At 66.0% G+C, this 19,470-nt stretch carries 18 protein-coding genes and 1 CRISPR repeat array; of the genes, 4 read left to right on the forward strand and 14 right to left on the reverse strand.

What is annotated here, in order from left to right; genetic code table 11:
- Positions 1 to 19 precede the first annotated feature (19 nt).
- Together ACPL7H_RS01050 and ACPL7H_RS01055 are read right to left on the reverse strand one after the other, a co-directional pair.
- On the reverse strand, positions 20 to 361 hold the full coding sequence (locus tag ACPL7H_RS01050; protein ID WP_424795317.1) for a hypothetical protein: 342 nt from the start codon (positions 359 to 361) through the stop codon (positions 20 to 22).
- A gap of 23 nt (positions 362 to 384) precedes the next feature.
- Positions 385 to 738 carry a sterol carrier family protein gene (locus ACPL7H_RS01055; RefSeq protein ID WP_424795318.1) on the reverse strand — a complete coding sequence of 118 codons (354 nt, stop codon included), beginning with the start codon at positions 736 to 738 and terminating at the stop codon, positions 385 to 387.
- 162 nt (positions 739 to 900) lie between these two features.
- Here ACPL7H_RS01055 and ACPL7H_RS01060 point away from each other — a divergent pair, with 162 nt between their 5' ends.
- The 4 genes from ACPL7H_RS01060 to ACPL7H_RS01075 are packed head-to-tail and all read left to right on the forward strand — an operon-like array spanning position 901 to position 3,174.
- A complete protein-coding gene (locus tag ACPL7H_RS01060) occupies positions 901 to 1,230 on the forward strand; it encodes a PadR family transcriptional regulator (protein WP_424786882.1) in 330 nt (109 codons plus the stop codon).
- Positions 1,231 to 1,232: 2 nt separating this feature from the next.
- Positions 1,233 to 1,619: a DUF1048 domain-containing protein gene (locus ACPL7H_RS01065; RefSeq protein ID WP_424795319.1), complete on the forward strand. Its 387-nt coding sequence runs from the start codon at positions 1,233 to 1,235 to the stop codon at positions 1,617 to 1,619.
- Positions 1,616 to 2,416, forward strand: a complete 801-nt coding sequence (locus ACPL7H_RS01070; RefSeq protein ID WP_424795320.1) for an ABC transporter ATP-binding protein — start codon at positions 1,616 to 1,618, stop codon at positions 2,414 to 2,416. The genes ACPL7H_RS01065 and ACPL7H_RS01070 overlap by 4 nt, the downstream gene beginning before the upstream one ends.
- Complete coding sequence (locus ACPL7H_RS01075; RefSeq protein ID WP_424795321.1) at positions 2,413 to 3,174, forward strand: ABC transporter permease; 762 nt, start codon at positions 2,413 to 2,415, stop codon at positions 3,172 to 3,174. Before ACPL7H_RS01070 ends, ACPL7H_RS01075 begins: the two co-directional genes overlap by 4 nt.
- A 110-nt stretch (positions 3,175 to 3,284) precedes the next feature.
- Here ACPL7H_RS01075 and ACPL7H_RS01080 read toward each other — a convergent pair whose 3' ends face one another.
- The 12 genes from ACPL7H_RS01080 to rsgA form a co-directional block, all read right to left on the reverse strand.
- Positions 3,285 to 3,515: an FIMAH domain-containing protein gene (locus tag ACPL7H_RS01080; RefSeq protein WP_424795780.1), complete on the reverse strand. Its 231-nt coding sequence runs from the start codon at positions 3,513 to 3,515 to the stop codon at positions 3,285 to 3,287.
- An 11-nt stretch (positions 3,516 to 3,526) separates the two neighbouring features.
- Entirely contained in the window at positions 3,527 to 4,915 is a 1,389-nt protein-coding gene (locus tag ACPL7H_RS01085; protein WP_424795322.1) for an alpha-L-fucosidase, read from the reverse strand.
- A 186-nt stretch (positions 4,916 to 5,101) separates the two neighbouring features.
- Positions 5,102 to 7,242: a CRISPR direct-repeat array (repeat unit 29 nt; unit sequence GGGACCACCCCCGCATGCGCGGGGAGCAC).
- 85 nt (positions 7,243 to 7,327) lie between these two features.
- Positions 7,328 to 7,672 (reverse strand): type I-E CRISPR-associated endoribonuclease Cas2e, encoded by a 345-nt coding sequence (gene cas2e / locus ACPL7H_RS01090; RefSeq protein ID WP_424795323.1) that lies wholly within the window; start codon positions 7,670 to 7,672, stop codon positions 7,328 to 7,330.
- Positions 7,669 to 8,613 (reverse strand): type I-E CRISPR-associated endonuclease Cas1e, encoded by a 945-nt coding sequence (gene cas1e / locus ACPL7H_RS01095; protein WP_424795324.1) that lies wholly within the window; start codon positions 8,611 to 8,613, stop codon positions 7,669 to 7,671. Before cas1e ends, cas2e begins: the two co-directional genes overlap by 4 nt.
- A complete protein-coding gene (gene cas6e, locus ACPL7H_RS01100; protein WP_424795325.1) occupies positions 8,610 to 9,305 on the reverse strand; it encodes a type I-E CRISPR-associated protein Cas6/Cse3/CasE in 696 nt (231 codons plus the stop codon). The genes cas1e and cas6e overlap by 4 nt, the downstream gene beginning before the upstream one ends.
- Complete coding sequence (gene cas5e, locus ACPL7H_RS01105; RefSeq protein WP_424795326.1) at positions 9,305 to 10,036, reverse strand: type I-E CRISPR-associated protein Cas5/CasD; 732 nt, start codon at positions 10,034 to 10,036, stop codon at positions 9,305 to 9,307. The genes cas6e and cas5e overlap by 1 nt, the downstream gene beginning before the upstream one ends.
- A complete protein-coding gene (cas7e, locus tag ACPL7H_RS01110; protein WP_424795327.1) occupies positions 10,033 to 11,193 on the reverse strand; it encodes a type I-E CRISPR-associated protein Cas7/Cse4/CasC in 1,161 nt (386 codons plus the stop codon). Before cas7e ends, cas5e begins: the two co-directional genes overlap by 4 nt.
- Complete coding sequence (casB, locus tag ACPL7H_RS01115) at positions 11,190 to 11,891, reverse strand: type I-E CRISPR-associated protein Cse2/CasB (protein WP_424795328.1); 702 nt, start codon at positions 11,889 to 11,891, stop codon at positions 11,190 to 11,192. Before casB ends, cas7e begins: the two co-directional genes overlap by 4 nt.
- Complete coding sequence (casA, locus tag ACPL7H_RS01120; RefSeq protein WP_424795329.1) at positions 11,888 to 13,579, reverse strand: type I-E CRISPR-associated protein Cse1/CasA; 1,692 nt, start codon at positions 13,577 to 13,579, stop codon at positions 11,888 to 11,890. The genes casB and casA overlap by 4 nt, the downstream gene beginning before the upstream one ends.
- A complete protein-coding gene (cas3, locus tag ACPL7H_RS01125; protein ID WP_424795330.1) occupies positions 13,566 to 16,472 on the reverse strand; it encodes a CRISPR-associated helicase Cas3' in 2,907 nt (968 codons plus the stop codon). The genes casA and cas3 overlap by 14 nt, the downstream gene beginning before the upstream one ends.
- A 326-nt stretch (positions 16,473 to 16,798) precedes the next feature.
- Positions 16,799 to 17,710: a cation diffusion facilitator family transporter gene (locus tag ACPL7H_RS01130; protein WP_424795331.1), complete on the reverse strand. Its 912-nt coding sequence runs from the start codon at positions 17,708 to 17,710 to the stop codon at positions 16,799 to 16,801.
- Between the two features lie 153 nt (positions 17,711 to 17,863).
- Complete coding sequence (gene rsgA / locus ACPL7H_RS01135; RefSeq protein WP_424795332.1) at positions 17,864 to 18,958, reverse strand: ribosome small subunit-dependent GTPase A; 1,095 nt, start codon at positions 18,956 to 18,958, stop codon at positions 17,864 to 17,866.
- Positions 18,959 to 19,470 lie beyond the last annotated feature (512 nt).

The following is a 19,470-nucleotide window of genomic DNA, read 5'->3' on the forward strand; positions in this document are numbered from 1 at the left end:
CCAGGGCGGGCTCGCCGGGTCAGGATCGACGACGACGGGCCCGGGCGTCCATGAGCAGCGCCACCGCGCAGGCGACCAGGGCGAACACCGGAACCAGGAAGACCGAGAGGAACAGGAAGACGCCGGGCAGGGACAGGAACTCGGTGGGCCGGGCGAACACGGCCGTGACCACCGCGCAGACGATCAGGCCCACCAGCGCGCCGAGCATCCCGATCCGGCGGAAGCGAGGCACCTTGCGCACCGTGGTCGGGTCCGCCATCGCCATCGCCTCGTCGCCGCTGACCACGTCAGCGGTCGACGGCGCAGCCTCCCGGGCGGTATCGGCGCCGGTTCCGGCGCGGGCATCCTGAGCGTCATCCACTCCTCCGACGCTAGCACCACCGATCACAGCGGCAACGGCAGCACCTCACCGAGGTCGGCGCGCAGCCCGGAGGCCTGCACGCGACCACTGGCCAGCGCCTCATCCCAGCCGAGCGTGCCGGTGGCCAGGGCCAGCCAGGTGTGCGCGTCCGTCTCGATCACGTTCGGTGGCGTACCGCGGGTGTGCCTGGGCCCGGCGATGGCCTGGGTGACCCCCGCCGGGGGGACCCGCACCTCCACCGCGTTGCCGGGGTGGTGCCGGGTGAGCACCTGCAGGGCGAACCGGACGGCGGTACGCACCTGCGTGCCGTCGGCCGCGCCGGTGCGCCACGCCTGCAGTGCCTGGACGCCCTCCTGGGGCGCTATCGCTCGAGCCACGCCTGGAGGTTACCGGTCGCCGCAGCCGTGGCACTCCCGAGGGAGCACGACCGGCCCTTCATCGGACCAGGCTGCGCGCGGCGGGGTCCGATAAGGGGTTGCAACGCCGGTACCTAGCGCTACTATGTACCAGTAGTGAGTGACACTGAGTAGTGAGGTGCGATGAGTAAACAGGTCACCGAGATGCTCAAGGGCACGCTGGAGGGTCTGGTGCTGGCCATCTTGGCCTCCCGGCCCGCCTACGGCTACGAGATCACCGCGTGGCTTCGCGATCAGGGCTTCACCGATATCGCGGAGGGCACCGTGTACGCCCTGCTGGTCCGCATCGAGAAGCGGCAACTGGTGGATGTGGAGAAGGTCCCCTCGGAGAAGGGTCCGCCGCGCAAGGTCTACACACTCAACGCCCAGGGACAGCAATACCTCGATGAGTTCTGGAGGAACTGGACGTTCCTCACCGAGCGAGTCGACCAACTCCGTCAGGAGGGGAAGTAGAGATGGCAGAGAAAAGGAAGTGGTTCGAGTGGCTGACCGGCTCGCTCGAGCAGAAGAAGCGGTACAAGCAGCAGCAGGAACGCGTGAAGCAACTGCCGGCCGGCTACCAACAGGCGCAGGAAGCCATCGAGCGCTATCTCATGCACCGAGGTGGGATCAGCGACGGTGAGGAGTTGCTGCAGATGCTCGACGACCTCACCGAACTCATGGAACGTGCCGCGGCCGACGGCACCGCCATCAACGACATCATCGGCGAGGATCCAGTGGACTTCGCCGACGAGTTCCTTGCCAACTACACCGACAGCCAGTGGATCAACAAGGAGAAGGCCCGGCTGAGGAGGTCCGTCGATGACGCGACCCGGAGGCAGGACGCCGCGGACACACCATGACCCCGACGACGCTCACCAAACCCGCCATTGACGTCCGTAACCTGACCAAGAGGTACAAGGACAACGAGGTCCTCACCGGCGTGGAGTTCGCAGTTGCAGCGGGAAGCATCCTCGCGCTGCTGGGCTCCAACGGCGCCGGCAAGACCACGACCGTTCGGATCCTCTCCACACTGCTGAAGGCCGACTCCGGGACCGCCCTCGTCAACGGTATCGACGTTGCCCGCGACCCCGGCAAGGTGCGCGAGTCGATCAGCCTGACCGGACAGTTCACCGCCGTGGACGAGATGCTCACCGGCCGGGAGAACCTGATGCTGGTCGCGCAATTGCGCCATCTTGAGAACCCCCGCGTCATCGCAGAGGAGTTGCTGGAGAAGTTCTCGCTCATCGATGCCGGCGCACAGAGGGCCTCCACCTACTCCGGCGGCATGCGGCGACGTCTCGACCTCGCCATGAGCCTGATCGGTGACCCGGAGGTCATCTTCCTCGATGAGCCCACCACCGGCCTGGACCCCAAATCCCGGCTGGAAGTGTGGGACTCCATCAGAACACTGGCGCGCGGGGGCACCACGATCTTGCTCAACACCCAGTATCTCGATGAGGCCGAGCAACTCGCCGACCGGATCGCGATCCTGCATGAAGGGCGCATCATCGCCAACGGGACCTTGTCCGAACTCAAGGAACTGCTACCCCCGGCCGAGGTCGAGTACGTGGAGAAGAGGCCCAGCCTGGAGGACATCTTCCTGGCTATTACCAGCACTGACCCGGGCGCACGCTCCCCGGAGAAGGACCAATCATGAGTACGCACGCCTTCAGTGAGACCAGAACTCTGCTCGGACGGTCCCTGCGCCACATCGCCCGCAGCCCGGACACCATCATCACCACCGCGATCATGCCGATCGCGTTCCTGCTGCTGTTCGTCTACGTCTTCGGCGGCGCCATCGACGCCGGTACCGACGACTATGTGAACTACCTGCTGCCCGGGATTCTCCTGATCACCGTGGCGTCCGGGATCGCCTACACCGCGTACCGGCTGTTCCTGGACCTGCAGAGAGGCATCTTCGAACGGTTCAGTTCGTTGCCGATCTCCCGATCCGCCACCTTGTGGGCACACGTGCTGACCTCGCTGGTCGCCAATCTGATCTCACTGACCATCGTCATCGGCGTGGCTCTCCTGATGGGATTTCGCTCCGGTGCCGGTGTGCTGGAATGGCTGGCGGTCGCAGGAATTCTGATCCTGTTCACCATGGCGCTGACCTGGCTAGCCGTCATCGCCGGCCTCTCCGCCAACAGCGTCGAAGGAGCCAGCGCATTCTCGTACCCGCTGATCTTCCTGCCGTTCCTCAGCTCGGCGTTCGTACCCACCGACTCGATGCCCTCTGCGGTGCGAGCCTTCGCTGAGAACCAGCCGGTCACCCCGATCGTGGAGGCACTGCGCAACCTGCTCACTGGTCAGGCGCTCGGCGAGGAGATCTGGGTCGCCTTGGCCTGGTGCGTCGGAGTACTGCTGGTGGCCGTCCTCATCGCGGTGAGGATCTACCGCCGCAAGATCTCGTAGACGACTCGCCTCACCGCGCGCCCGCCCGGCACGGGGCAGATCCGGCCGCCTGGCCCGGCACTTCCGCGGCACTCTCGACCGAGCCCGCCGGCGCCCGGCCGCCCGCTCCCTCAGAGCACCTCGAGGATCGCCACAGCCCGTTCGCGCAGATCGGCAGCAGCGTCTGAGGCGAGGGTGTCCGGGCCCTTCGGGTTATCCAGGTGCCGGACGAACCGGGTCAGCGCCTGCTCGGCGGGATTGGCGCTTCCGCCCTCCAGATGCCGCTGCGCCTGCGCGAGCGCGTTCGTCAACCGGTGCCCGATCGGGCCGTCGACGTCACCGGAGGTCCGGTAGTCCTCCAGCGCACGTCACGTTAGTGATGATCGCGCGCGCGGCCAAGCCCGTTCACCAACTGTTCCTCCGCCGGTGGCCGCGCGGCTACCGCGGGGTTCGCCTCCGGCTCGTCGGTGCTGGCCCGGTACTCGACCCGGCCCGAGCCGCTGGTCCCGGCCCGGTAGGCCCGCACGGAGCGCAGCCGCGGAGATGGGCCCCGGAGTTCGATGCGCAGCCGCCGGACGGTGACCGGGCTGACGGCGTGGAGACGCTTGTGACCCACGCTCAGCCCGGCGGCGAGCACCTCGGCCCCGGCGGGATCCGTGCCGGCCGGGGCGGCGTCGTCATCGATCAGCACCCGATGGGCGCCGATGCGCTGGCCGTCGTCATAGTCCTCGGCGAGTTCAACGTGGTCGATCGTGACCGGGTCCTCGAATGTGGCGGTCCAGACGTCGCCGGAACCGCTCAGGTGTGCGCGGATGGGCCACGCGAACCGCCGGTCGAGTTCGGTGCGCCACTGGCGCAGCCTGGCCGCGTCGTCATCCCCGATCAGCCCGCGGTCATCGGGCGGGACGTTGAGGAGCAGGTTCGTTCCCATCCCGACGGAGCGGTAATAGATCCCCAGCAGGTGCTCGGCGGACTTGGGCTCATCGTCACGAGCCCAGAACCAACCGCGGCGCAACGAGACGTCGCACTCCGGGGGCAGGTAGCGCGGTGCGTCGAGGGCTGCGGTGTCGGAGACGTAGTTGGACACCTCGGTGCTCTCGACCACGTAGTGCACCGGATCGGCAGCCAGGCCGTCCTCGTTGCCGATCCAGCGGATCGTGGGCCGTCCCATGTTGAAGACCATCGCCTGCGGCTGGAACTGGTCGATGACGGCCATGACGCCGTCCCAGTCATAGGCTCGTCCGTGGCTGCCGGCGCCGTCGAACCACAGTTCCACCAGCCGTCCGTAACCGGTGCACAACTCCCGTAGTTGCGCCTGGTAGAAGCGGTCATAGGCGTCCGGGTCGTCATAGCAGGCGGCATTGCGGTCCCATGGCGACAGGTACAACCCGAACGGCATGCCGGCCTCCCGGCAGGCGCGCGCCACCTCGGCCACCACGTCCCCCCGCCCGTCGCGCCACGGCGAGGACGCCACGGAGTAGTCGGTGGTGGCCGTGGGCCACAGGCAGAACCCGTCGTGGTGTTTGGCGGTGAGGATGAAGTAGCCCGCGCCGGCGTCCTGCGCCGTCCGTACCCACTGAGCCGCGTCGAGGTCGCGCGGATTGAAACTCGCCGCCGGCAAGGTGCCGTCACTCCACTCCATGCCGTGAAAGGTGTTCACGCCGAAGTGGCAGAAGAAGCCCAGTTCCAGGTCTTGCCAGGCCCGTTGACCCGGGCTGGGCGGGATGGGTCGCATGGTCGGGGAGTTCGGCAGAGGCGGCATGGTCGGCGAGGCTACCGGCCGGCCGTCCTCTCCGCGATCACCACCACGTGGCGCGCCCGGGTGCCAGCGTCTCTGCGTAGAACGCGTGAGGACAGCCCTCAGGGGTGCGTGCCGGTCTCGGTGTGACTGTGGCTGGCCGGTTCTGCACCAGCACTTCGACATTGACCGTGTCAGAGGCTCCAATTCGGGACCACCCCCGCATGCGCGGGGAGCGCGTAGACATTGGCCCTGCCCGGTATCGGCGCGCGGGACCACCCCCGCATGCGCGGGGAGCACGCCTTAGCCTCCTGGGGTTGACCCCAGGGGAGCACGGTCCGCTGAGTCGGGGTGGGGCACGTCGAACGGGACCACCCCCGCATGCGCGGGGAGCACACGAGTCGTGCCCGGATGAGTTGCTGCCGGTGGGGACCACCCCCGCATGCGCGGGGAGCACGCATGTCGCCCAGGGCAAGATGTGGCGCGGAAGGGACCACCCCCGCATGCGCGGGGAGCACCAGGTCATCAACGGCACCGACGACCGCCAAGGGGGACCACCCCCGCATGCGCGGGGAGCACGGCGATCTGGTACGTGGACGTGACGGCGGACAGGGACCACCCCCGCATGCGCGGGGAGCACATCGGCGACGGCTGGCAACAGATGGAAGACCGGGGACCACCCCCGCATGCGCGGGGAGCACGGGCTGCGCGCTACGGGCCGCCCATCGTGGCAGGGACCACCCCCGCATGCGCGGGGAGCACGCGGACCGCTCCGCCCACACGCTGCGGCACCGGGGACCACCCCCGCATGCGCGGGGAGCACCTGTGGAGCGCCGGTGTGGAACTCATCCAGGGCGGACCACCCCCGCATGCGCGGGGAGCACTTGTGCTTCTGCTAGCCGGCGGTCGTGGTGGCGGGACCACCCCCGCATGCGCGGGGAGCACCCCAGTTGCATGGACGAGCCGCGGGGGCGCAGGGGACCACCCCCGCATGCGCGGGGAGCACGTGGTGGTGCGCTCCCATGCCCCGGTCTCAGCGGGACCACCCCCGCATGCGCGGGGAGCACGAGGCGCTACGGCAGATCCTCGACGGCGCCACGGGACCACCCCCGCATGCGCGGGGAGCACCCGGTTGAGCCATGCGAGTGGTCGTTCGAGGGGGGACCACCCCCGCATGCGCGGGGAGCACCTGGTCGATGTGGTGTGGCGTGAGCGCTCCCAGGGACCACCCCCGCATGCGCGGGGAGCACTCATCGCTGGCGCCGGCGGCAAGCCCCGCGCCGGGACCACCCCCGCATGCGCGGGGAGCACGTTGTTCTCCGCGACGGCGTGCGGTGCGGGCAGGGACCACCCCCGCATGCGCGGGGAGCACATGGACTTGGCCACCAGGACGCCGGCGCGACTGGGACCACCCCCGCATGCGCGGGGAGCACCCCAACTCGTTGCCGTCCTCAACGGCCGGCAAGGGACCACCCCCGCATGCGCGGGGAGCACCCCCGAGGTTGGCTACGGCATCGACGTGCACCGGGGACCACCCCCGCATGCGCGGGGAGCACCGGATCATCCGACCAGTCCGGCACCGGTTCGCAGGGACCACCCCCGCATGCGCGGGGAGCACGGCCCGGTGTTCGCGGCGGCTGACGGGACCGTGGGACCACCCCCGCATGCGCGGGGAGCACGTGGAGAAGGTGGAGCAGTTGACCGATCCCGAGGGACCACCCCCGCATGCGCGGGGAGCACTCATCTGTACCGCGATCCATCGAACAGTCACCGGGACCACCCCCGCATGCGCGGGGAGCACCTAGGGCGCCTGGTGCTTCTGATGCGACGCTGGGGACCACCCCCGCATGCGCGGGGAGCACGGGTTCGCCTCCCGCCCGGGCCTGCAGTGGAAGGGACCACCCCCGCATGCGCGGGGAGCACGCGCTGATCCAGCAGTGGATGGATGCTCAATTCGGACCACCCCCGCATGCGCGGGGAGCACCGCTCGGCCATCGCGTTGGACATCTGATTCGTGGGACCACCCCCGCATGCGCGGGGAGCACGTGCCAGTGCCTAGGTTGGGGTCGGTATTCCACGGACCACCCCCGCATGCGCGGGGAGCACCTCAGTGATGCGAGCCTACTAGGACCTAATAGGGGACCACCCCCGCATGCGCGGGGAGCACTTGTATGCTTGAAGCAGGCGCCGGTTCGCCTCGGGACCACCCCCGCATGCGCGGGGAGCACGCCATGACTTACGTGGACGCTAACGGCTGGACGGGACCACCCCCGCATGCGCGGGGAGCACCAGGCCGAGGACGGTCGCGGCTTGGAGGTATCGGGGACCACCCCCGCATGCGCGGGGAGCACAGTTGCTGACCTGCAACGTTACCAACCAAACCGTCGCGTCCGTATTAGTTTGCGCTAACCGCAAGGCCCATCGCCGCGCTACCGACTACCGCGCAGCCGACGTTCGGCGAAACTCCAGTTCTTGGGCGGCGAACTGCCCCGAGTCTGTCGAGCCATCACCTTCTGGGCGCAACATCAATGAAAGACCTTCGAAATCGATGGGCTCCCAATCGTGCCCGTGAACCCAGAAGCCGAGGCGCTGCTCCGAGCGTTGTTGGAACACCATCAGCGCTCGGCCTCGTCCGACGCCGTCGACGATGCGGTCCCATAAGTGCTCCCGCACGCGGCGCGATACGTGTCCCACGAACACTCCCGGAGCAATCTCCAGCAGCCACCGTGTCAACACGCCACGTAGTCCGGCCGGTACCGCCGTGAGCACGACCACCGTCACCAGTCAACCTCGTCCGCGTAATTCGTCCCGGAAGCAACTGAACCATCGGCGGCGTCCCAAAGGACGATAACGTCAGCCCACTCATCATTGAGGTCGCCCTGGTCTCCGATCAAGAGTTGACGAACATCTCGCACGCAACGCTCGAGGATGTGCTCTTGGTAAATCGCATCACGCATACAGCGACGAGCATGGGCACCTACATCGGTAACGCCAGCGGAGGCCACGTCAAACGCTACGGGAATCGAGGTCGACGCCTTGTACAGATCGGCCACGTCATGGACGAACGCTCGATCTCCGCCACTGTGCACAAACCCGAGGCCGGCGGCGCAGCCCATCGCCACAATCACTGAGTGAACGATGCCGTAGAGTGCGCTGTTCGCCGATGAGAGCGCCTTATTGACCGGGTCCGACGCATCGAAATCATCAGGGCGGTAATCGCGCCTGTTCCATGTCACTCCGGTACGTTGACTCTCTTCGCGGTAAAGGGCGCGTACGCGAGCACCCTCGCGTCCGCGGAGTTGTTGCATTGTCAACGTCGACACGTCTTCGTCCGGAAATCGCATCTCGTACATTGCGCGCGCCACCCGGAGCCGGCTTCGTGTATTGGACACCAGTGCGGCCTGCGCCTCCAAGAGCCGGCTTGATCGAGTCAGGCCCCGCCCTCCCGCGTAGAATCGCACGCCGTTCTCACCGACCCACACAACTGAGGATCCGGAATCTGCCAGCAGCATGACCGCATGGTGCGTCACCCGGCATCCCGGCCCGATCAACACACAGGACAACTGAGCGGCTGGAACATGTACGACACCGCGGGAACTCTTGAGGGTGATCGCGTTGTCCGCCCGGCTAATCAACGCGTGCTCAACATAGAGAAAGGAGATCCGCTCACCAGCCCGGACAAGTTCAACTGGCGTCGGCGGCCTCGCGCCCGTCAGACTCACGGCGAACTGAAAGGCGCCAAAGTCATGAGGCCGCAGCCATAAGCCTTGGCGGGCCCGAACCCATCAAGGAGCCGACGGCGCAACTCCCCCTGATCGGTCACGGTCAGGATCCCTTCAAAGACCGCGGTACTGAGCGTGACCGTCCGAGACTTCTTCGCGAAAGTCCAAACCTTCCGCTCAACGACGTCGGCGGAGGGAGCATTCTCGTCGCCCATTGTAAATCCCCATCGCGAGGCTCGCGTGAGGAGCCAGTGGCGCTGCTGCGCGACTGTCACGTGGCCAACCCGCTTCCCTCGGATCCGTCTGACCTCTCCAGAGCCGCTATTACCAGCCTGTACCTGGTCGTTCGCAGGTTCTAAGACGTTGCGAACAGGGTTTGCGCGCAAGCGGAACTGGAATTGCCTTCCGTTTTGAACGGCATCAAGGACAGGTTGGTATTCCTTGCTCTGCCATGGTGACTCGAATTGGGGCCATCCGTAGTCCTCCACCAGACTGGTGGCGTCCGGTGGTAGCGACGAGAGGACAAAGAGAAACACGCCATCTTCACGCTCGTCCAGCCTCCACATCACTCGTCCGGGGTCGACTGATCTGGGAAAGCAGGCAGTCACCGCCCCGTGCATCCGATGAGGGTTGGCGAGGACTTGCCTCGTTGCGCGTCTGCGTTGGTTGATCTCTATACGCGTCAGGAACATCAGGATCCTGTCATCTCAAAGGGATCATGCGTCGTGAGGTACCGGCCTTTCATGCGTGGCCGTCCCTCATGATTACGCACCGAGCACACCGCGTGGAGCACTGGTCTCATGGCATATCGCCGGTGGTGTGGATCGAAACTCAGCGGAGCATCCGGTACCAGTTCCGTGGTCGCTTCGCCTGGGAGAACATCACGGACTATTTCGAGATCGACTTCAACCGGCTGCCGGCGGCGCCACCAAAGCGCAGCTTCCCAAGGTGCGCCAACCTCCTCCTCGGTCGAGGCGAGCGCATCAGCGACCCCCATCTCCCGCACACCGATGTGCACGCTCCGTGCTGGTGGGCAGGAACGGCGGCCGAGATAGAGGGGGTACTCTGGCCGCCGCACGGCCAGCGACAATGAGTCGATCAACTCCTGTGGTCCTTCAACACCAGCTACATAGACCGCGTCGCTGAGGTAATAGCGTTGCGTCAACGGCATGGCTCGACTGCCATCGAGACTTCGTGCTGTCTGAAAGTCTCGAATCACCCGGCCCGGCTGATCAAGGCGCACGCCGAAGCGCAGGTGTAGTAGGTCCTCGATCGGTTCACTGCGCCGCCGCCCTTGTGCGGCCGCAAGCAAACCGAGAATCGCGCTCTTCGAGGGCTGGGAGTCGGTGAACCGGTAACTGAATCTGGACCTGGTCCCCCACGACTGCATCGGGCCAGCCAATCGCAGCAAGAGGGTGCTCATGAGGCCACCGTGAGGCGCTCGTCCACGACCGCCCCTACTGCCTGGGGAAGGTCGGCGAAGTTTGTCGGTTCCCCCAGGCCGTCGAGATACTCCGCAACCGGGCCCACGCCGACTGCCCACGAACGGGCGGGACCCATGCCGTAACTATCTGTGATCGAACGGGCCCAGTTGCGCAGGGCTTCAGCCGCCTCGTGGACGTACCCGCCGTGCTGTCCAGGTGTCACCGGGGTCTCGAATGCCCCGACGTAGGAGACCGGTTGATCGTCACGCACGGAGACGACCACCGCCTCCGGCAGAGTGTGGTTGGCGAAGGTATTTACCTTTCCGGTGGGCATGGAGCGCACGAAGGCCGAGATGAACGCCTCCACGGCCCGTCGAGCCATTAACTGATCGCCCAAGTTTTCACTTAGGTCTCGCAGGTTGATCGACGCGTAGCGGTACAAGGTGGCCGAGGTGAACTCGACTGTGCCAATCATTCCCGCGCCGGCGTCTGCAGCCTCCTCCTGCTCCCCCTCGCGTTCCTTGAGATCATCAACCGCGGTGAAATAGTCGTACTCGGTGTCAGCGGCATGCACCGAGATGGCGTGGGCGACCTGGCAGGATGCATCGACGTTCAGATCGGTGTCGTTCGCCACCATGCGTCCGAATAGCGCCAGGTCGATCGAACTCCCCTGACCCAGAGCCTGCTTCGCCGCCCTCTTACCCTTAGTGACGGCTTTGATCGCTTGTTCAACGTCGTCGTCGGTCTCTCCGAGCGCATCCAAAGCGAGTTGAGCCAGCGTTGCCGCTTGCTGCCACGACACCAGAACGAGGAACTCAGTCTCCTCTCGGTCCGCCCGCCTGGACTTCTCCAGCTTCAGCCCGGCCGCCTCGACGGCAGCCGTCGCCAGCGCAGTGCTCGCTTCGATGTCAAGGTCTGCACGAGCGGATTCGATCCGCCTGGCCACCATCTCCACCACTCGTTTGGTGCGAACACCAAGGTCGCGTTCGTCGAGATCCTGCACAAATTGCGTCCGTGTTGCCCGCTTCCATGCCTGACTCGACACCCGTGCGCGCCGCACACCGCCGTAACGTGCCGTCTTCGGGGACCCGGTATCGTCCCGATTCACACAACTTGGCGGAACGGATTGCAGGATGTGGACATCGATGTAGGTCATGATCGCTCCTCAGTCGTTGCGGTGGTTGGGATGTCTTGCGTGTCGTCATTGGCACGTGGCGAGCGGCTCCGATACTGGCGTGCCCAGCGGAGCCGAACGCCATCACGGCGTGCCGGCGTCCACAAATCGGCTAGATCTTGGGCCAATCGGCCGTAGTCCATGCTCAGCCCGGCGTCCCGGAGCATCATGACAAGGCCCCGTAGGTGATAGGCACCCTCATCGGGCGTTGAGGCAGTGACCAATGCGTCGAACCGTCGGCGCACCCCGGGGGATTCATCACCTGTGCCACCGCCGCGCCGTCGCGCTAGTTCTCGGATAGCACCGCCAAAGGAAACTTGGGTGGAGTGGGCGATGTCCGCCTTTCCCTGCCGATGCAGTGCGAACAAGGTCAGTGCGTGGTGCGCGGCTCGTTCGGCCGGGCTCGGATCGTCCTCTCGGCCAATGAGATTCTCGGGGACGACCCCGATCGTGTCCTCCCACACGTCAGGCAACTGCCCGGGCGCCGTATTGACAGCACGGCGCAATTGCGCGATGCGGGCTACGGCGCGAGGCGAGCCCTTGAGGCTCGCGGCTTGCAGATGCTGAACACGCGCTGCTACGGCAGTTGCCAGCGGCGTGTGCCGCACTGGCCTGGAGGCCCGCGCAGCATCTTCAGGGGCCTCGTCAGGCCCTTCCATAGCGTTCACTGGCGCGGTCATCGACTGACCTCCTTAGTCGTCTTACTGTCAGTTCCGAAGGCCAGTGGCAAGGCCTTCAACAAAGCGTTACCGAACATCGCATCTGCGCGCCCCACATCGATCCGTGCACCGGAAGCGCCATAGCCCTTCCATGCTCTGTCCGGGGCGTTGGCAACGATCTCCTCCCCCAGACCGCGGAGCGTTCGCCAGGCGACCTGGTGCCATGCGCCGACGGCGCGACTCGGGTCGTCCTCGTACTGGAGCAGCGAAGTTCGCAGCCACGTCCGATACTTAGGATCAAGTGCCGCGTACCCGGTTTCGCGCGCCATGTTCCTCGGCCCTTCGAGGGATGAACCAGACGCCCCTGCGGCAGCCGCGACATTGGCAGCGAGGAAGCGGAGTGCATCAACGCCGCTACTCGCAGCCTCTACTGCGTCAAGGGCAACCTTGCGTAATTCCAGCTGATCAGGATCCAGTACTGCGGCAGGGAGATCGAGGCTGTCCTCGACGATCTCGTCAATCACCGACTCCTGGGAGCCATACTCGACGCTGATCGCTCGCAGGTGCACGAGCCCATGCTCCAGCAGGGACGAGTTCCGCAGTTCCGCGACGTGCGCAAGGATCTGGGACCTTGCCGGGCGTTCCTCATCGTTTGGCGCATGATCGTGGATGATGTTGGCCAAGCCGCGCCACAGTGCCGATCCCGGTTGATGCTTACGTGTCATCTGGATCCGCTGTTTGTACTTCGCGGTCTGCGGTTTGGAGTACCGCCAGAGCGTCAACGGCTCACGGCGGATGAGATCCTGGCGCTGCTGCAGCAGGAATCGGTCGGCGTAGGTGATAAGAACGCCGGTGACACCGCCACGGTCCTCTCGGAGCAGGATCTGTCGCGGTTGCCAAGTGAAGAGATCAACGGGTCCGGCTGGCCGGGACGGGCCGAGAGCGTCCACCCTCGCTGGCAGGCCTTCGACGCGGGGAACCGGTCGCTCCCAAGGTGGTAGGTCGCTGGCGAGTGCCTCGTCGTCTTCAGGCAGTGCTGCCCAAAGGTGAAGCATTAGGGTATGCATCAGATTCTCGCCGCGCAGATGGATCCCGCCAAGTTGTCCCGTCCAGGCCACACCCTCGGGATATACCTTCCCGCCCTTGGCGCGGGGGTGGCCCACAACTCCTGTCTTGATCCCGGAGGTGTCGTACGCCTGGGCGTGTACCAGCCAGCGGGCTGCCTCAGCGGCGCTGATCGACCGCAGGCTGCGCGCAGAACGCATTGTTAGGTAGGGCGCCCCGTTCGGAACGTCAACGACGATCTTGCTCAGATCGCTGTAGTCTCCCTTCGCCGTCCGTAGCCCAGGAGTCTGGAAGAACGGCTCGGTAGGATGAAAAAGGTCGAACCGCTCCCGATGGCGATCCAGGTACGCCTGCACCTCAGGGAGTACGCGGTTGTCCCAGTTCGCGACTAGAGCCTCCACGGCACGCGGAACGTCGTCGGCGCTCGTTGGTGTGAACTTCGCAAGCGCCCGATGGAGGACCGCCAGACAAAGGCGCAACAGAACGAACGACTGGGTGGAAACGTCACCGCCGATCGTTCGGACGGACCTCGCTTGGCCAATGGTCTCGGTGAGGGACAATTCACGGACGATTCCCGCTCTGTCCAGAACAGGAACCCATGGCTCATCCAAGAGATTGAAGCCTGACTCACTAATCGCGGTCATAGGTGATCTCCAGTCCGGTGATGGGGTCGTAGGAAGCGAGGAACGGCCCCATCCGGCCCGTTCCATCCGGTCTCAGCAGGAGGATCAGTTGTCCGCCGAGGATGGGGTCTTTCTGCCATGCGGCGTAGTAGTTCACGTTGAGGTCGTCGAGCACTTGGTCGGTATCCCGGGGGTTGTTGGTAGTCCAGCCGGGAATTCGCACCATGCACTTGGCAAGTGCCCTGGTGGTCGCGGGGTCGGGCTGCTGATCGGTCGAGATTCTCCGGTCGTCATTTAGATGCGCCGGCAACCGCAGCCCGTCATCGGCCTGTTCAAGTAACAGGACCTCGAAGCCGCCGTCTGGTTCGCGCACCTGCGGACTGCCGACGGTGTCCGTGTCGGCTTCACTAGCGTTCGCCGCCAGCATGTCGATCAGGGTCCTTCTCTCTCCTGGTGACCGAAGCCGGTATGCGCTTGCGTTGCGCCACCGGATTCCGGTCGTGTTGTGGTGCTCCTCTGCAGCGGCCTCCATGGCTTGTGCCCACTCCTGGGGACCGAGACCTTCCTCCCCATAACAACGCCGGACCAGCTCCGGCACGTCTTGGGGAAGGGTGATAGCGCCGCGGGTGTGCATGACGTGATCAATCAGCGCTGCCGATCTCAAAAGCAAGTGAGTGCCATAGACCCTTGCGCTCCCGCCATCGAGGGACTCGGGGCCCGCCTCCGGGTCGAAGCCGGTCACGAAGCACCGCGGGTGACGGAGCCGTGGTGGGCGGGCATCGCCGCGTTCGTGACGATGCAGACGCCCGATCCTTTGCAGAACGAGGTCGACCGGTGCGAGGTCGGTGACCATGAGGTCGAAGTCAATGTCAAGTGACTGCTCGACTACCTGGGTGGCCACCACGATGCGACCGTCACGGGAATTCGCCTCGGGATTGCCGTCGGTCGGTCCGAACGCAGTGCGTAACCACTCGTCGTTGCGCGCGCGATCGGCGGCGATGAACCTCGAATGAGCAAGGTGGACCCGACTACCGAACCGCTCCCGCAACGCCTCGTAGCGGGCACGCGCTCGGTTGACGGTGTTACAGACGACGACGGCGCAGCCTCCTTCGGACAGTTCGGCCCCCAGGAGGTCGGCAAGGTGTTCGGTGCCGTGCCGCAGCCATGCAAGCGAGACCCGACGTTGAACCCCGGCGGGCGCTGCCTGTTGAGTGACGAAACCTTCGGATAGACAGGTCATGACCGGGTAATCGGTAGTCGCGGGGGCTACCGGCAGTGGCACTTTCGTGTGGCCTGATCGCACCGGAAGGTCAAGATCTGGGTCCAGTGCCTCGGGATTCGGGGGGAGGCCCGCTCGCCGGCCGCGCTCGTAGGCCTGAATCATGGCGGTCCGCTGGCCTGGTGGAAGCGTCGCCGAGAGCGCGACCACCGGGGCGCCGTACCGGCCAAGCCATTCCAGTGCTCGTTCGAGATAGACCATCATCCAGGCGTCGGCTGCATGTACCTCGTCAAGGACCACGACCTGTCGCGCTAGACCTAGATGCCTCAGTACCACGTGCCGGGAGGCGAGCGCCGAGAGCAACTCGTGGTCGATCGTAGCGACCACAGTATCGGCGAGCGCTGCCTTCTTCCGGCCGGAGGTCCAATGGTGAGCGACCGCCTCGGCAGTCACGTGTCGACGTCCTGCCCATAGCGGCACGTCACGCTCGTCTCGGCCGACCTCTGCGGGAACGCCCGAAAATGGTCCGGTCTTGTTGGTTCCTCCGCGGGGCAAGGAACTGAACCGCTCGTTCAGCGGCGCCCCGGAGTGGCGCAATTGGACGGATCGGACGGTAGTGTGCTTCTCATCTGGAACACCGCGCCACCAAGGCAGCACCCTATCGAACATGGCGTCGGTGGTGGCCCTGGTCGGCAAGCCGTAGAAGACGCCAGAGCGGCCGAACCTGCGCGCGAAGACCTCTGCGACGAGTAACGAGGCTTCCGTCTTTCCGGTGCCCATCAATGCCTCGATGATGAGGAGTCCTGGGCCTGGCATCTCTCGTGCGGCCGTGACTGCGCGACGCTGCATGGCGTTGGCCTGGTAGTGCTCGGCATTGACGAACCGGGAGCGGAGCAAGCGTGTTGGCTCTTCTCGGAGGGCTTCATCCGTTGGCTGCCATAGGGGTAGGAGGGACAGTCGCTGCCAGGCCCGGTCAGCACGCGATTGCGAAGATTCTGCGACTTGTTCCGGCATCGGAACCAGCGGGAACTGGCGATCGTTGGAAGCAATCCAGTCCGCCGTGATGACAAGTCCGGTGAGGAGCATCTGGCTGGCATCACTGAGCACGATCTGCCCTACCGCTGAAGTTGCCTCATGGAGGTCGAGATCAGTTAAGACGTGCTGGATCAGGGAAGTTCTGGCTTCCTCCCAATGCCCAACGCCGACTAGCCAGCGCGAGTCCATCACGTCATTAAGTAGTTGCTGTGTCGGTGGAACGCCGTGGTGCCCCCCGATGATGACCGCGAACGCATCAGCACTTCGTCTGCTCGCGCCATACCCGCGGAGCAGATCTCGGACCAGGACGTGGCCTACTACGGAATGCGGTAGGCGTCTGGAATCTGTCACATCCGCCGCGTCGTGCCACCTGAAGCCGTGGGCCTCCATGTGCTCGCGCATGCGCGGGACCTGTCCCGCGAAAGCGCGCGATAGTTTTCCGATGTCGTGCAGGGCGGCGGCGAGTACAGCAATCTGGCGCGCCAAGGTTTGGTCCCCCACGTCGCGCTCAACGACGGCGCGAGGACCCGGCCCGGCCCACTCGTCCCACAGCAGACCAATGGTGCGCCCAGTGTCCGTGAGGTGAGTGAGGAGCGGTAACCACTGCTGCTGCTCACCAAGTTCGACCTTGGGCGCCTTCGCCCAAGCCTGTCGCCACATTTCGACTAGTTGGCGTGCGCTCGGACGGAACGCTCAGTCCGCACGGATTTGTCGAGAACTCGTGACGATGTTCGGATGAATTCGACCTCCCGCATGCAGCGGACATCTTGCGTCCGACCGGACCAGATCTGTGAAACCAACGACGGCCTCCTTGCCTCCGATTTCAATCACGCTAATCGATCAACCTGCCCTTCGTCCTCGTTATGGGGCCATCGATTGCGGCGGGAAGGAATCCCGGGACAGCACTAGGAGTCCTGCTTGCGTGCGAAATGCACTTCCTGACGGAAGATGGCTCTGGCTGGAACCACCTCCCGTGAGGACAGCCCTCAGGGGTGCGTGCCGGTCTCGGTGTGACTGTGGCTGGCCGGTTCGATCTGGATGGTGGAGTGCTGCACATCGAAGTGTCCGCGCATGCAGTCCTGCACCGCGTCGAGCACCCGGCAGAACTGCGTCGGATCCAGCACCTCATCGGTCACCACCACGTGCGCGCTCAGTACCGGGACTCCGGAGGTGATGGTCCAGGCGTGCAGGTCGTGCACGTCCAGCACGCCGTCCACGCTCCTCATGTGCTCACGCACCCGGGTCAGCTCCAGATCCTCCGGGGTGCCTTCCAGCAGCACCCGCCCCACGTCACGCAGCAGCAGGGCCGCGCGCGGGGCGATCATGAGTCCGATCGCCAACGAGGCCACCGCGTCGGCGGCGCTCCACCCGGTCAACGCGATCACCACCGCCGCGGCGATCACCGCAACCGAACCGAGCAGGTCGCCCAGCACCTCCAGGTAGGCCCCGCGCACGTTCAGGCTCTCGGACCTGCCGGCGGACAGCAGGCGGAGCGCGATGAGGTTGGCCACCAACCCGATCACACCGAAGACCAGCATCAGCGGGCCCTGCACCTCGGGAGGCTCGAGCAAACGCCGGATCCCTTCGATGATCACCACCACGGCGATCACCGCAAGCAGCACCCCGTTGATCAGGGCGGCGAACACCTCGGCTCGTTGGAACCCGAAGGTCCACCGTCCGCTCGCGGGGCGCGCCGCCAGCCAGGTGGCGACCAGGGCGATAGCCAGCCCGGCGGAGTCGGTGAGCATGTGGCCGGCGTCGGCGAGGAGGGCGAGGGAACCGGTCAGCACGGCACCGATCACCTCGGCCACCATCACGGTCACGGTGATCACCAGCGCCAACGCGATCCGGGACCGGTACTTCTGACCGGCGGTCACCGGCACGTACTGCTCGGTCATGGCCAGGCTCCGGCCGGCAGCAGCGCCGGTGTGGTCTGCGAGTGGTCGTTGGCCCGGCCCCGGCCACGGGCACCCACCAAGCCGCAGGCGCGCATCGCCATAGGCCGATGCTATCAATCGCAGACGATGACCCGGCCTGCGAACCCGTCCTGGCTACCGCCGCGCACGCGAGCGTGCCTGCCGGGCCGCCTTGCTCCCCCGGCGCCACTGTCGGTTCTGTTCCGCGCCCAGCCGCGCTTCGGCACGCATCGCCTGGCGCTGCGCCTCCCGGCGGAGCGAGCGCCAGGAGTCCAGCCGGCGTTCGGCCAACTCCCCGGACTCCACCGCGGCCTGCACCGCGCAGCCCGGTTCACGGTCATGGGCGCAGTCGGCGAACCGGCATCCGGCGGCGATCGACTCCACATCCTCGAACGTGGAGGCCACCGCGTCCTCGGTGGCCACCAGCCCGATCGAGCGCAGCCCCGGGGTGTCGATCAGCGCCTGTCCAGGTCCCAGCGGCACGAGTTCACGGTGGGTGGTGGTGTGCATTCCGCGCTGGTCCCCGCGCACCCGGCCGGTGCCCATCACCTCCGTACCCGCGAGAGTGTTCACGAGGGTGGACTTACCCGCTCCCGAGGGCCCCACCAGGACCAGCGTGGAGGCGTCGTCCAGAACGGTTCGCAGGTGGTCGATGCCCGCACCCGTGGTGGCACTGAGGGCGAGCACCCTGGCTGTGGGCGCAACCGCGCGCACCTGCTCCACCCAGTAGTCGGCGTCGGCGACCACATCAGCCTTGGTCAGCACCACCACCGGCCGCGCACCGCAGCGGTGAGCGATGGTGAGCAGCCGTTCGATCCGCCCCAGCGCGGGCAGCGGCTCCAACGGCTCCGCGATCAGCACGGTGTCCACATTCGCGGCGATGACCTGCTCGCGGGAGGTGGTATCCGCGCTGTCCCGGACCAACTCGCTGATGCGCGGTGCGATCCGGGCCACCCCCTCGGCAACGTGCAGCCAGTCCCCCACTGCCGGCGCCAGGGGCTCACCGACCACCGCCGGGAGCGTGCCCTCGGGACCGGTACGCCAGATACGACCGGCTGCTGGCTGCGCGGCGTCGTCGTCGGGCGTGTCGTGCGCGATTACGCCGTCGAAGGCAACCTGGGCACCGTCGTCGGGGATCGCGCGGATGGCGCCCTTGTCCACCCGGGTCACGCGCCATCGCGAGGGCGACAGCGTGCCCGGACCACCGGAGGCGGCTTGCTGCTGGTTCATCACCGTTCACAGTACGAACGCCCGCAACGCAATTTGCGGCCATCTCCGGCGATCAGCCGCCCGAATCACCAGGACATCGTCCGTACTGCGCACCGCGGCGAGACCTACGGGAACGAGAGCAGCGGCGCTTCGAAACATTTCGTCGACATTCCGGTGCGCCAGCCGATGCCACACCGTATGCGGCCTTGTTCCTGGGGCAGGGAGTCGCTCAATTCGCCAGAACTAAGGGGTCGAGTTGGTCCAGGTGGCGTGCGGTCGGTCAGAACTTTAACGAAAGTTCCCGAAAGTCATTGACGAGGCACACTCTCCGCCATACCTTCGATGGCACACCGAGGCCCTCCTCGCAGTGGAGTGAGGCGGCCTCGGCTGATCACACCGCACCGTGCGTGCCCGAAGGGCCGATCGCTGCAGAGGGAGTCATCTGTGTCTGCTCAACGACGAAGTGGCAAGATAACCGCGACCACACGGTCGAGTGACCGCACGAGCCGCTCGACCCGTGCTGGTCTTGCTGC

The sequence above is a fragment of the Pseudactinotalea sp. Z1732 genome (genome assembly GCF_049724975.1).
GTDB lineage: Bacteria > Actinomycetota > Actinomycetes > Actinomycetales > Beutenbergiaceae > CALKWS01.